This window comes from Streptomyces sp. 1114.5 (assembly GCF_003635085.1).
Taxonomy (GTDB): domain Bacteria; phylum Actinomycetota; class Actinomycetes; order Streptomycetales; family Streptomycetaceae; genus Kitasatospora.
Window position 1 is genome coordinate 4,638,618 of the sequence record NZ_RBXE01000001.1, and the last position, 13,329, is coordinate 4,651,946.

Consider the following 13,329-nt stretch of genomic DNA (forward strand, 5'->3'; position numbering starts at 1 on the left):
GCGTGAACGGCGACAGCACGAAGGGCACGAAGGGCACGAAGGGCACGACGAGCACGGAGAACACGAACGGCACGGACGCCACGCAAGGCACCCTGACCGCCTTCGACGGCCGCCTCGTCCTCGACCTCGACGCCCGGACCGCCACCGTGGACGGCCGCGAGGCACAACTCACCCGCCAGGACGCCAAGTTGCTGCGCGGCCTGATCGAGCTGGGCGAGGGCGTGCACGCGCCGGACACGATCCTCCTGCGGGTCTGGGGCGTCCTGCTCAACCCGGTGGAGCTCAGGTACCCCATCTCGGTCCTGAGGTTGAAGCTCGGCCGGCCGTCCTGGATCGAGCGGACCGAGGCCGGCTACGCCCTGCGGCCCCCGGAGCGCGAGCAGGAATAGGTGGTTCCGGTCCGACCTGGGACGATGGGGCGGTGACGGGGCGGGAGTCGCCCGGGTCCGTTCTGACGGGGGGGTCGGCGATGTCGCCGCACGAGATCGGGTTGTACGCGAGCGCGGCTGTGGTGGTCGGCGTGGGCCTGCGGACGCTGGTGGTGGCCGGGGCCGGCCCCGACGGTCCGGCGGGCGGTGGCGCGGGAGCCGGTGGCGCGGCAGTCGGTGGAGCGGCGGCCGGCGGGCCGGGCGAGGTGCTTGCCGTCGTCCGCGGCGCCCTGGCGCGTCGGCCCTGGGTCACGATCGCGCTGTTCGCGGTGATGGCGGTGATGGCCGTCGTCCAGTACGCCGTGCCCGCCGCGGTGGACGACCTGATGCGGCAGCCGGGTGCGCTGTCCGACGGGCAGTGGTGGCGGGCGGGGACGGCGCTGCTGGTGCAGTCCTCGGGCCTCGGCCAGATCGCGTTCAACCTGCCGGCCCTGCTGGTGATCGGGGCCGTCGCCGAGACCGTCCTGGGGTGGTGGCGGACCCTGGCCGTCTTCCTGGTCAGTGGCGTCCTCGCCCACGTGGTGAGCCTGGCCGGCTGGTCGCCGCGCGGCGGCGGCGACTCGGTGGCCGTCTGCGGTCTGCTGGGCGCCCTGGCCGTCGTCTGCCTGCTGCGCGGGAACGTGCGCGGAACCGTGCCCGGCCCCGGACTGAAGGCGCACTGGTACCTCCTGCTCGTCCCGGCGGCCGCCGTGTTCCTCTGTGCGCTGCGCAACAACCACGGCGCCGGCCTGCTGGTGGGCTGCCTGCTCGGGCTGGTCCTGGTGCCGCGGGCGAGCGCTGCACGTGACGGGGGGACCGCCGCGGCCTGACCGCGACGTCCGGCTGTCGTGCCGGAGCGGGCCGCATACTGACCCCGTGACGAGCGGAGACGGCGCAGACGGCGGACGACCGACCGCGGACCGGCGCGGGGTGCTGCGGGCGGGCGCGGCGGCGCTGCTGCTGGGCGCGGCGGGGTGTACGAGCGGGGGCAACCCGCGGTCGGCGGGCACGAGTCCGAGCCCGCCGACGCCCGAACCACCGGGCACCCGGACGCCCACGCCCACCCCGACGCAAACCCCCACCCCGCTGCCCGAGCCGCCGCTCTGGCAGCCCGGCCCGGCCGAGATCCAACCCGACGTCAAGCGCCGCGCCGTCGAACTGGTCGCCGCGCTCGGCGCCTGGCCGCCCGGCGGCCAGGGCGTGGAGCCGGCCCGGGCCCGGGTGGCGGCGCTCGGGCTGCCGCCCGCGCTGGCCGACCAGGCGGGTCCGCTGGCCCCGGCGGCGCCGGAGGCGAGCCTGGAGGTGGTCGTCGCCCAGTACGGCGGGATCCTCGCCGATTCGGCGAGCGTGCTGGTGGTGTGCCGGCAGTGGACCCGGGGCCCGGACGGTTCGGTGGCCGAGGGCGGCACCACGGTGGACGTCCGGCTGAGCCGGGCCGAGCCGCGCTGGACCGTCACCGAGCTGCACCCGGGGGTCGCCGGCCCGGCCGCCGCGGCGCCGACCTCGGCGGTGGCCCGGGTGCTGGCCGAGCCGCGGATCGAGCTGCCGCCCGAGGCGGCGGCCGACCTGCGCAGCGGTACCGTCCACGACAGCGTGCCGGAGGCGATGCTGCGGTTGGCCGGCCCGTACACGCTGTCGGTGAGCGTGGTGCGGACCGGCCACCCGTTGGACGTGTTCGGGACGTCCCGGCCCAGCGACCATCCGCTGGGCCGGGCCTTCGACGTCTGGCGGATCGACGGCATGGCCGTGGTGGACCCGGCCACGCCCCGGCAGCTGGTCGAGTCCTTCATGCGGGACGCGGCCGCGGCCGGTTCGTACAACGTGGGCGGGCCGGTGGCAATCCCGGGGGCCGGGAACCGGTTCTTCACCGACGACACCCACCACGACCACTGCCACGTCGGGTTCACCTTCTGAGGGCTCGACCACGAGCGGCCGTACGTCAGTTGACGTTGACGCCGCTCCAGGCCGCCGCGACGGCCTTGTACTCGGTGCTGTTGAGGCCGTAGAGGTCCTTGGCCGCGCTCAGCGAGGCGGCGCGGGCGCCCTTGTAGTTGGTGGTGGAGGTCATGTAGACGGTCAGTGCGCGGTACCAGATCTTGGCGACCTTCTGGTTGCCGATGCCGGTCACCGTGGAGTTGTTGCAGGTGGGGCTGTTGTAGGTGAAGCCGTTGATGGTCTTGCTGCCGCTGCCCTCACTGGCCAGGTAGAACCAGTGGTTGCCGACGCCCGAGGAGTTGTGCACGTCCAGGCGGCCGACCGAGCTGCTCCAGCAGTCCGCCGAGGAGCCGTCCAGCGAGGGCTTGTCGAAGCGGCGCAGCCACGGCGGGGTGGACTGGTCGCTGAAGAGGTAGTCGGGGGTGTCCACCTTGTTGTTGGCGTACCACTCCACCATGGTGCCGAAGATGTCGCTGGTGGACTCGTTGAGGCCGCCGGACTCGCCGCTGTAGCGCAGGTTGGCGGTGGCGCTGGTGACGCCGTGGGTCATCTCGTGGCCCATGGTGTCGAGGTCGACCTGCTCGGGGTCGGTGGTGCCGTTGCCGTCGCCGGTCATCATGCAGAAGCAGCTGTCGGACCACTGGGCGTTGTCCCAGTTGGTGCCGACGTGGACGAAGACGGTGGCGCCCTTGCCGTCGTTCTTGATGCCGTTCCGGCCGAAGGTGTTCTTGTAGTAGTCGTACGTCCAGGCGGTGTTGGCGTGGGCGTCGACGGCCGCGGTGGAGCGGTCGGTGGAGAACTTCTTGCCGTCGCCCCAGACGTTGGTGGTGCTGGTGAACGCGGTGCCGGAGGTCGCCTTGACCGAGCTGGAGGAGAGGTTGTGGGCGTCCTTGGTGACGGTGCCGCGGATCGGGTCGGTCAGGGTGTAGCCGCCGGAGGTGGCGGTGGTGTCGATGCTGACCGTGCCGGTGTACTCGGAGTTGCCGGTGCCGGTGGCCTGGTGCTCGGCGTCGTAGGCCTCGATCTGCTCGCCGGTGGTGGCGTCGGTGACGACGATCCGGCCGGCCGGCTGGCCGTGCTCGCCGGTGCCCTCGACGGTGGTGCGCCAGGCGAGCCGGGGCGTGCCGTCGGCGGCCCAGACGACCAGTTCGGGGGTGCTGACGGCGTCCTGGACGCCGGGGGCGGCGGAGAGCGCATTGGCGGCGCCGGACTGGGCGGGCACCTTGGGGACGGTGGACTTCACGGCGGCGTCGTGGGCGGCCGCGCGGGAGGTGTCCTTGAGCCGGCCCTTGGCGTCCTGGTGGACGACCAGGTCGCCGCCGACGACGGGAAGGCCCTGGTAGGTGCGGTCGAAGCGGACGTGCGAGGTGCCGTCGGCGTCGATCACGACGTCCTTGACCACGAGGTCCTGGCCGGTGCCGAAGCCGAACACCGAGGTGTTGTGGGCGACGTTGGCGCGGGCCTGGGATATCGCGGCCTCGCGCGGGTCGGTGGCGGCGGAGGCGGTGGCGGCGGGGACGGTCGCACCGGCGAGGGCGGCGGCGACGACGGCGGCGGCCGCGGCCACGCGGGCACGGCGGAAGGAGGACGTGGGGGTCACTCTGAACTCCAGTGGGGGTTAGCTGCAGGGAAAGGAGCTGGCTCAGAGATTGACGGCGATCAGTCACGTCCAGCTAGGGGAAAGGTCATAACTTTGCCAAGTTGTGTCCTTGGACTGTCAAAAATGATCGGAAGTTAACAAGGCGTCCACAGTGCCGTCGTGATGGACGGATAGCACCATCGCTGCCCCGCCCGACGCCCCCAGGCCCTAGGCTTCCGCCCCATGGACGGATGGGTGGGGGCCTGGACCGGCGGCCGGGCGGCGGTCCACGTGGGCGACGTCGCGGACTTCAACGCGCAGTTCTTCCCGAGCGGCATGGACGCGGCCCAGCGCCTGCGCCGGCTGCGGCAGGCGCACCACTACGCCTGCCTGGCCGTCTGCTACAGCCCCGAACCGGCCCTGCTGGTGCTGCCCGGCGAGGTCGCCCCCGAGTGGACCGACTGGCTGGCCCGGGAGTTGGCCTGGGGCCCGGTCGAGGTGCACAGCGGGGTGGCGCCCGACCGGACGGTGGCCGAGGCGCTCGCCGCCCGCCCCGCGCTGGCCGCCCGGATCGCCGACTCCGGCCACCCGGTGGTCGGTTGGGGCCGCAACGCCGCGCAGGGCGAGGGGCCCGAGCTGGCCGCCGTACGCCGCTACGAGTCCAAGGCCGCCGCCCACGGCCTGTTCACCGCCCTCGCCCCCGGACACCCCGGGATCACCGTCCCGCAGCAGGAACGCGCGGACGGCCGCCGCCGGGCCGCCCGCCGGCTCACCGCCCGCGCCGCCCGCGGCCGGACCACCGTGCTGAAGAGCCCGTACGGCGTCGGCGGCTACGGCACCGTGGTGGTCGAGCCCGCCGAACTGTTCGCCGCGGGCGGCGGCGGGGCCCTGCTGCGGCGCCTGGTGCGGGCCGAGGTCCTGCCGCCCGAGGGCGAGTTGCTGCTGGAGGAGTACGTCGACCCGGGCCCGGCCGCCCGGCTGCGTGACCTCACCTACGACGCCGTGGTCGGCCCGGACGGCACCGTCCACCCGGTCGGCGCGGGCGTCATGGACGTGGCCGGCACCCGCTACCAGGGCGTCACCGTCGGGCCCGGCGCGGTGCCCAGGGACGCCGCCGAGACGGCCCGCGGGTTCGCCCTGGCCGTGGGCGAGCGGCTGGCCGCCGAGGGCTACCGCGGCTGGTACGACGTCGACTTCGTCACCGACCGGCAGCGCCGGCTCGCCCCCACCGAGATCAACCTGCGGCTCACCGGCCCGGCCGTCGCCTTCGTCCTGCGCGCCCGTCTCGACCGGGTGCGCGGCCCCGGCCACCTGGTCCGCACCCTGGACGGGATGCCGCTCGGCGCCCGGCTGGCCCCGGCGGCGCTGCACGACCACCTGGAGCGGCTGCGGCCGCGCTGCGCCCGCCTCGGCGTCACCCTGCTGCCGCTGATCCCGACCGCCTGCCACGAGCCGGAGCCCGTCGTCGGCCTCGCCCTGGCCGGGCCCGACACCGAGGCGCTGGACGCGGCCGAGGCGCTGATCGCGGCCGCGAACCAGGGGCTGGCGGGGATGTTCGAGGCCCTGAGGTGAGCGCCGGTCAGCCCTTCCCGGCGCGCGGCCTGCTCAGCAGGAAGACCACCACGACGGTCGCCGCCAGCATCAGCGGGATGTTGAAGACCAGGACCATCGTCGTCTCGCGGGACCAGTCCGTGGGGTCGGTGAGCCGGTAGAGGTTGTCCTGCGGCCACCAGGAGGCGAGCAGCCAGACCACCGCCACGTAAGTGCAGACGGACAGCCCGAGCGAGCGGCCCTGCCGCAGCACCGCCGGGAGGCCGAAGAGCAGGAAGGCCGCCCCCGCGCCGAAGGCGAGGTTCTCGCACAGGTAGAGCAGATCGAAGCCGAGGTGGTAGCCGGCGGGCACCCCCGAGAGGTCCGTCGAACCGGGGAAGAAGAAGTCGGTGGTGACCCAGGCGAAGAACGCCCCGAGCACCACCACGGCCACCGCGAAGCAACTCGTCGGGCCCTCCGCGCCACCCCCGCCCCCGGCCTTGCCGCCGCCCTTGCGGGATCCGGCCGGCCGGGACCCGGCCTTGCCCGAGCGGGCCGGGGCGGCGTGCTGCGGCGGGGCCGGCAGCGGCAGGGCCGCGCGGTCCAGCTTGCCCGCCCGGGTGCGCGGCAGCTCCGGCAACGGGACGACCGCCGCGGGCACCTCCCCGGCCGGCAGCTCCGCCGTCAGGTACTGCGAGAGCGACCAGCCGTCCGCGCCGTCCGCCGCCGGATCCGTCACCGCGTAGCCGACCTCCCTGCGCTGCCCGGGCCGCACGTCCACCTCCACCACGACGGCCTCCCGCACCGCCGGGTGGGCGCGCAGCAGGCCCTCGGCCCGGGCCGCCGCCACCACCCGGGAGACCACCGACGCCTTCCGGGCGTGCGGGACCGGCCCGAGCACGTTCGCGGCCCGCGCGGTGAACTCCAGCACGCCGTCCGCCCGCAACACCCCGAGGTCGCCGGTCAGCAGCACCCGCCCGTCCGGGTCGAAGTCCGCCCGGACGAAGCGGCGGGCGGTGTCCGCCGGCCGGCCGAGGTAGCCGCGGGTCAGCCCCGCGCCGCCGATCGCGATCTCGCCGGTCGTCCCGTGCTCGACGGGAGTGCCGTCCGGCCCCAGCACGTACACCCGGGTGCCGGGGAAGGGCCGGCCGACCAGCGAGACCCGCTCGGCGCCCTCCGCGGCTGCGGTGCCCTGCGCGTCGAAGTAGGTGCTGTCCACGGTGGCCTCGGCCAGCCCGTACACGTTCAGCACCCTGGTGCCCTCGCCGAGCAGCCGCTGCAGGCCCAACTGCTCGTCCAGGTACCACTTCTCGGCGCCCACGGTGAGCAGCCGCACCCCGGGCACGCCCCCGCCGCCGGCGGCGAGCAGGGCGGTCAGCCGGCGCGCGGTGCGCACGTTCAGTTCCAGCACGGTGATCCGCTCGGCGGCGACCAGGGCGGGCAGCGCCCCGAGGTCGGCGGTGCGGTCCAGGGTGAGGTTGAACGGGGTGACCACCAGCGTCGCGCCGGTGCACAGCGCGCGCACCCAGTCGGCGGTGAAGACGTCGAACTCCAGGCTCGCCGTCTGCAGGATCCGGTCCTCGGCCGACAGGCCGTACACCTCGCGCCAACCCTCGTACGCGGCCAGCAGGTTGCGGTGCTCGACCAGCGCTCCGGCGGGCAGGCCGGTGGACCCGGAGGTGTAGAAGACGCAGGCCAGGTCGGACGGGCCGACCTCCGGCGGGGCGAACGGCGCCCGTGCGGGCGCGGCCGTGTCCACGCAGACCAGCTGCGCCACCCGTGCCACCGGTGCGACCTGCGCCCCGACCGCGTCCGCCAGCCGGATCCGGTGGGCCTCCTCGGTGACCACCACGTCCGGCGCCGCGTCCGCCAGCACGTGCCGCAGCAGCGCGTCGGGCGCGGTCGGCTCCACCGGGACGTACGCGGCCCCGGCCTTCAGCACGGCCAGCAGCGCCACGTACACCGCGGTGCCCCGGCCCAGCGCGACCGCCGCCCGCCCGCCCGGGGCCAGCCCGCGCTCGGCCAGCACGGCGGCCAGCCGCTCCGCCCGCTCGTCCAACTGCCCGTACGTCAGCTCCTGTTCGCCGCAGCGCACCGCCACCGCCGTGGGCGTGCGGCGGGCGTGCCGCTCGATCAGCCCGTGGAGCGTGCCGCCGGCCCGCTCCCCGCCCGCCCGCTCCCCGTCCGCCGTCGTCTCCGCAGTCATCGAGTCTCCCCCCTCGTCCCCGCCGGAAAGGGCACCATCCTCCTCCCAACTCCCGCAGCGCAACAGGGTTCTGGCACGTCCGCCCCTCGGACGCCCCGCACCCGTCCCGACCGACGGTTGTACTCTGCACGCGGACGGCCGCGCCGGGCCCGTCCGGTGCCGTGATCGGAGACCCGCCACCCATGAGCCAGCCCCTGGACGGCCCGCTGCTTCGTACCAAGGACGTGGACGTCGTGCGCGACGGCCGGCACCTGCTGCGCGCGATCAGCCTGGAGATCCGGCCCGGCCAGCACTGGGCGCTGCTCGGCCCCAACGGCGCGGGCAAGTCCACGCTGCTCGCCCTGCTCGGCGCGGTCTCCCACCCCACCCGCGGCGAGGTGGACGTGCTCGGCCACCGGCTCGGCCGGGTCGACGTCCGCGAGCTGCGCGCCCACCTCGGGCACGTCAACCCGCGCCACCCGCTGCGCTCGCCACTGACCGTGCGCGAGGTGGTGCTCACCGGGCACACCAACACCATCGAGCCGGAGTGGCACCGCAAGCCCGGCCCGGAGGCACTGGAGCGGGCCGAACAACTGATCGGGACGCTCGGCATGACCGCGATGGCCGAGGCCCCGTGGACCACCCTGTCCCAGGGCGAGCGCGGCCGGGCCCTGATCGCCCGCGCCCTGATGCCCAGCCCCCGGCTGCTGCTGCTCGACGAGCCCGCCACCGGCCTGGACCTCACCGCCCGCGAGCTGCTGCTCGACAGCCTGGACCTGCTGCGCCACCAGCACCCGGAGCTGGCCAGCGTGCTGGTCACCCACCACCTGGAGGAGTTGCCCGAGAGCACCACCCACGCCCTGCTGCTGCGCGGCGGCGAGTGCGTGGCGGCCGGGCCGGTGGACGAGGTGATGACCACCGCACTGATCAGCGAGACCTTCGGCCACCCGATCCGGATCAGCCGGCACGAGGGCCGCTGGACGGCCCGCGCCGCCGCCCGCCGCACACCGGGTCGATAACGGTTCAGGGGGTGGGTGTGGACGCCGTGGCGTCCATACGTAAGGTATGCCTTAGCTAATTCAGGGGCGCCGGCCCGCCGGTCCCCCTACCAGCCCAGGCACACCCATGCCCTTTTCCGTTGGAGCCCGCATGTCCGCCCGTCGCCGTTCCACCGCAGCCGCGCTGCTCACCCTCGCCGTGGCGACCGCAACCCTGGCCGGCTGCTCGTCCAAGAAGGACGACAAGGCAGGCTCCTCCGACGCCGTCAAGGTGAACGCCACCGACACCGCGTGCGAGGTCTCCAAGACCAGCTTCCCGGCCGGGCACGTGGTGCTGGACATCAGCAACAAGGGCTCCAAGACCACCGAGGTCTACGTCTACGGCGACGGCGACAAGATCGTCACCGAGCGCGAGAACATCGGCCCCGGCACCAAGGCCAGCATCAACGCCGAGATCAAGGCCGGCTCGTACGAGATCGCCTGCAAGCCCGGCATGGTCGGCGACGGCATCCGCCAGAAGATCACCGTGACCGGCGAGGGCGGCAGCGCCGCCCCGGCCGACCCGCGCCTGACCGCCGCCGTCGACGCCTACCGCACGTACGCCCAGCAGCAGGCCGACGCCACCATCCCGGCCGTCCAGGCCTTCGCCGACGCGATCAAGGCCGGCGACCTGGAGAAGGCCAAGTCGCTGTACGCGCCCTCGCGCACCGGCTGGGAGCGCACCGAGCCGGTCGCCGAGAGCTTCGGCGACGTCGACCCCAAGACCGACACCCGCGAGGACAAGGTCGAGGCCGGCCAGCAGTGGACCGGCTGGCACAAGCTGGAGAAGTCGCTCTGGGCCGACGCCAAGATCGGTGACGACGAGAAGAAGCTCGCCGACCAGCTGGTCGCCGACCTCACGGACTGGCAGAAGAAGATCCCCGCCGCCGAGATCACCGCGACCAGCATGGCCAACGGTGCCAAGGAACTGCTGGACGAGGTCGCCACCAACAAGATCACCGGCGAGGAGGACCGCTACAGCCACACCGACCTGGCCGACTTCCAGGCCAATGTCGAGGGCGCGCAGAAGGCCTACGAGCTGCTGAAGCCGGTCGCCGCCGAGAAGGACGCGGACCTGTCCAAGACCCTGGACTCCGAGTTCGCCGCCATCAACGCCCTGCTCGCCAAGTACAAGCAGGCCGACGGCACCTTCACCCCGTACGACAAGGTCACCGAGGCCGAGCGCAAGACCTTCTCCGACGCGGTCAACTCGCTGGGCGAGCCGCTGTCGAAGCTGGCCGCCGCCGTGGTCGCCAAGTAACCGACCACCGCTTCCCGTTCCACCCACCCCACCGACGCCGTGGCGGCCCGACACCGGCCGCCACGGCCTCCGTGAGTCAGTACAGAGAAGGGCCCGCCCGCCGATGGACGCCCAGCACGAGCAGCAGCAGAACGAGACGCCGGCCGCCGCCGACGCCACCGCGACCAGGAGCGCGGTCAGCCGACGCGCCGTCATCGGCTGGGCCGGCGCGGGCGTCGCGCTCGGCGCCGCCGCCGTCGGCTCGGTCGCCGCCGCCACCCGCCAGGACGACCCCGCCCCGGCGGCCGCCGCCCCGGCCGGCGCCGAGGTGCCGTTCTACGGCGAGAACCAGGCCGGCATCGCCACCCCGGTCCAGGACCGGCTGCACTTCGCCGCCTTCGACGTCTCCGACAAGGCGACCCGGGAGTCCCTGGTCAAGCTGCTCAAGGAGTGGACCAAGGCGGCCGCGGCGATGACCGGCGGCCGCGAGGTCGGCACCGGCGCCGCCACCGGCCTGCCCGAGGCGCCCCCGGACGACACCGGCGAGGCCCTGGGCCTGCCCGCCTCCCGGCTCACCCTCACCATCGGCTTCGGCCCCAGCCTGTTCGAGAAGGACGGCGTGGACCGCTTCGGCCTCAAGGCCAAGCGCCCCGACGCCCTGATCGACCTGCCGGCCTTCAAGGGCGACAAGCTCGACCCGAACCGCAGCGGCGGCGACCTCTGCATCCAGGCCTGCGCCGACGACCCGCAGGTCGCCGTGCACGCGATCCGCAACCTGGCCCGCATCGGCATGGGCACCGTCAACATCCGCTGGTCCCAGCTCGGCTTCGGCAAGACCTCCTCCACCACCCCGGACGCGCAGACCCCGCGCAACCTGATGGGCTTCAAGGACGGCACCCACAACATCGCGGGCACCGACACCGGCAAGCTGGCCGACCACGTCTGGGCGGCCCCCGGCGACGGCCCGGAGTGGATGACCGGCGGCTCCTACCTCGTCGCCCGGCGGATCCGGATGCACATCGAGACCTGGGACCGCACCTCGCTCAAGGAGCAGGAGGACGTCTTCGGCCGCACCAAGGGCGAGGGCGCCCCGTACGGCAAGGCCAAGGAGCACGACGCGCCCGACCTCAAGGCGATGCCCGCCGACTCGCACGTCGCCCTCGCCCACCCGGACGCCAACAGCGGCCTGATGATCCTGCGCCGCGGCTTCTCCTTCACCGACGGCACCGACGGCCTCGGCCGCCTGGACGCCGGCCTGTTCTTCCTCGCCTACCAGCGCGACACCCGCAAGGCCTTCGTGCCGCTGCAGACCCGCCTGGCGTCGAGCGACAAGCTCAACGAGTACATCCAGCACGTCGGCTCCGCCCACTTCGCCTGCCCGGCGGGCGTGCGCAAGCCGGGGGAGTGGTGGGGCCAGGCCCTGTTCGGCTGACCCGCCAGATTCCCCCCGTACCACCTCACCCCCAGGAGCCCGCGTGTTCGGCAACTACCTGATCGGCCTGCGCGAAGGCCTCGAAGCCAGCCTGGTCGTCTGCATCCTGATCGCCTACCTGGTCAAGACCGACCGCAAGGACAAGCTGCCGCCGGTCTGGCTCGGCGTCGGCGCGGCCGTGGTGCTCTCGATGGCCTTCGGCGCGGTGCTGCAGTTCGGCTCCTCGCAGCTCACCTTCGAGGCCCAGGAGGCGCTCGGCGGCTCGCTGTCGATCATCTCGGTCGGCCTGGTGACCTGGATGGTGTTCTGGATGCGGCGCACCGCCCGGCACCTGAAGACCGAACTGCACGGCAAGCTGGACGCGGCCCTCGCGATGGGCACCACGGCCCTGGTGGTCACCTCCTTCCTGGCCGTCGGCCGTGAGGGACTGGAGACCGCACTGTTCATCTGGTCCGCGGTACAGGCCACCGACGACGGCTGGAACCCGCTGATCGGCGCTGCGCTCGGCCTGCTCACCTCGGTGGTGCTCGGCTGGCTGTTCTACCGGGGCGCGCTGAAGATCAACCTGGCCAAGTTCTTCACCTGGACCGGCGCCATGCTGGTCGTGGTCGCGGCCGGAGTGCTCGCCTACGGCGTGCACGACCTCCAGGAGGCCGGCTGGCTGCCCGGCCTGCACAGCGTGGCCTTCGACATCTCCAGCACCATCCCCAAGGACAGCTGGTACGGCACGCTGCTGAAGGGCGTGTTCAACTTCCAGCCCGACCCGACGGTGCTGCAGCTGGTGGTCTGGCTGCTCTACCTGGTCCCCACGCTGGCCGTCTTCTTCAACCTCCTCGGGGGCAAGGCGAAGCCCGTCGCGGCCAAGCCGGCCGCCTGACCGGCCCGCCCCCTCGCACCCCGCCCCGCCCCGTCCGGCCTCCCGCCGGACGGGGCGGTGGCGTATCCGGGCCCGGGGCGGGGCGGGGTGTCGACCGGCCAGTCCTCGACCGGTCGGTCCTCGGCGGGTCAGTCCTCGGTGGGGGCGGCGAAGCGGATCGAGTAGCGCCGCTCCAGCTCGGCGATCCGCCCGGGCAGGGCGTCCCGCACCTGGGCCAGCTCGGCCGCGTGCTCCCGGACGAAGGATTCCCGCAGCGCGGCCCGCAGCGGCTCGCGGGCCGCCTCGACCGGCTGCATGCAGGTGGCGTAGGCCGCGCCCAGGCGGCGGTCCTCGGCGCTCGCGGCCTGATCGGTCGCGGCGCCCTGGAGGGTGCGGTCCACCTGGTCGAAGAAGTGCTGCTCGCTGTCGGCCCGGACGCCCTGCGCGGACAGGCAGTCCGGCAGCCCTCGCCGGGCGGCGAGCACGGCGGCGTCCTGTTCCACCGCGGCGAGGCCGCTGAACCACCGGGACTGCAGCGGCCCGTAGCCGGACTGCAGGTCGCCGGCGGCCTTCGCGCCCTCCTGGTCGCAGCGCCGCTGGACCGCGGGATCGGCGGACGTGGCGGCCGGAGCCGGCGCGGTGGTGTCCGGGACGGTGCTGGCGCTGAAGCCGTGTCGGGCGATGTGGGCCAGGTCGGGGATCTCGAACTGCCGGATGAACATCGGGGGCGGGGCGTCGGGCACCCGGACGCGGGCGGCGTCCAGGCAGGCGCGCGTCGCGCGCTCCCGGACCAGGCTGGTGAAGCCGTCGAGCCCCTGGGTGAGCCGGGTGTCCGGGCCGGAGGCCGGCAGCAGCACGGGGGTGAGGTCCGGCGGCAGCCCGTAGGCCACCGCGGCCGGCGCGGCGGCGGGCGGCGGGGCGGACACGGCGGACGGGGCGGACGGGGCGGCGGGGCCCGGGTCGGCGGCCGAGCACCCGGCGGTCAGGGCCAGCACGGCGCAGAGCAGTCCCGCCGCCGCAGGGTGCGAGGCGGTGGAGCGGCGCGAAGGCCGGTGGACGCGGGGCATGGGCGGAGGACTCCGGCGGAGGAGGCGGACGGGACCGGGGGAGCGAGCGGCACCGTGGCCC

General features: G+C 74.2%; 11 protein-coding genes. 8 read left to right on the forward strand and 3 right to left on the reverse strand.

From position 1 onward, the window contains the following. The first annotated feature begins 2 nt into the window (after positions 1-2). From BX285_RS20620 to BX285_RS20630, 3 genes are all read left to right on the forward strand, one after another. On the forward strand, positions 3-389 hold the full coding sequence (locus BX285_RS20620; RefSeq protein ID WP_121176266.1) for a response regulator transcription factor: 387 nt from the start codon (positions 3-5) through the stop codon (positions 387-389). Between the two features lie 80 nt (positions 390-469). After that, positions 470-1,237, forward strand: coding sequence for a rhomboid family intramembrane serine protease (locus BX285_RS20625; protein WP_097239325.1), 768 nt, complete (start codon positions 470-472; stop codon positions 1,235-1,237). A 46-nt stretch (positions 1,238-1,283) separates the two neighbouring features. Next, positions 1,284-2,321 (forward strand): hypothetical protein, encoded by a 1,038-nt coding sequence (locus BX285_RS20630; RefSeq protein ID WP_259470607.1) that lies wholly within the window; start codon positions 1,284-1,286, stop codon positions 2,319-2,321. A gap of 25 nt (positions 2,322-2,346) precedes the next feature. On the opposite strand, the gene BX285_RS20635 is transcribed toward BX285_RS20630, so the two are convergent. Then, positions 2,347-3,942 carry a M4 family metallopeptidase gene (locus tag BX285_RS20635; protein ID WP_097239326.1) on the reverse strand — a complete coding sequence of 532 codons (1,596 nt, stop codon included), beginning with the start codon at positions 3,940-3,942 and terminating at the stop codon, positions 2,347-2,349. Positions 3,943-4,164: 222 nt separating this feature from the next. Between BX285_RS20635 and BX285_RS20640 the strand changes: the two genes are divergently transcribed. Beyond that, positions 4,165-5,493 (forward strand): hypothetical protein, encoded by a 1,329-nt coding sequence (locus BX285_RS20640; protein ID WP_147465200.1) that lies wholly within the window; start codon positions 4,165-4,167, stop codon positions 5,491-5,493. A gap of 7 nt (positions 5,494-5,500) precedes the next feature. On the opposite strand, the gene BX285_RS20645 is transcribed toward BX285_RS20640, so the two are convergent. Further along, positions 5,501-7,657, reverse strand: coding sequence for an amino acid adenylation domain-containing protein (locus BX285_RS20645; protein WP_121176271.1), 2,157 nt, complete (start codon positions 7,655-7,657; stop codon positions 5,501-5,503). Between the two features lie 182 nt (positions 7,658-7,839). Between BX285_RS20645 and BX285_RS20650 the strand changes: the two genes are divergently transcribed. The 4 genes from BX285_RS20650 (at position 7,840) to efeU (ending at position 12,222) form a co-directional block, all read left to right on the forward strand. Beyond that, positions 7,840-8,655: an ABC transporter ATP-binding protein gene (locus BX285_RS20650; RefSeq protein ID WP_121176274.1), complete on the forward strand. Its 816-nt coding sequence runs from the start codon at positions 7,840-7,842 to the stop codon at positions 8,653-8,655. 130 nt (positions 8,656-8,785) lie between these two features. Next, positions 8,786-9,934 carry an iron uptake system protein EfeO gene (gene efeO / locus BX285_RS20655; protein WP_097239330.1) on the forward strand — a complete coding sequence of 383 codons (1,149 nt, stop codon included), beginning with the start codon at positions 8,786-8,788 and terminating at the stop codon, positions 9,932-9,934. Positions 9,935-10,037: 103 nt separating this feature from the next. Then, a complete protein-coding gene (gene efeB / locus BX285_RS20660) occupies positions 10,038-11,345 on the forward strand; it encodes an iron uptake transporter deferrochelatase/peroxidase subunit (protein ID WP_121176277.1) in 1,308 nt (435 codons plus the stop codon). A 43-nt stretch (positions 11,346-11,388) separates the two neighbouring features. Then, positions 11,389-12,222 (forward strand): iron uptake transporter permease EfeU, encoded by an 834-nt coding sequence (efeU, locus tag BX285_RS20665; protein ID WP_097239332.1) that lies wholly within the window; start codon positions 11,389-11,391, stop codon positions 12,220-12,222. A gap of 128 nt (positions 12,223-12,350) precedes the next feature. Here efeU and BX285_RS20670 read toward each other — a convergent pair whose 3' ends face one another. Further along, the gene (locus BX285_RS20670) at positions 12,351-13,268 is read right to left on the reverse strand and encodes a hypothetical protein (protein WP_121176280.1); all 918 of its coding nucleotides are present in this window, start codon (positions 13,266-13,268) and stop codon (positions 12,351-12,353) included. Positions 13,269-13,329: the final 61 nt, after the last annotated feature.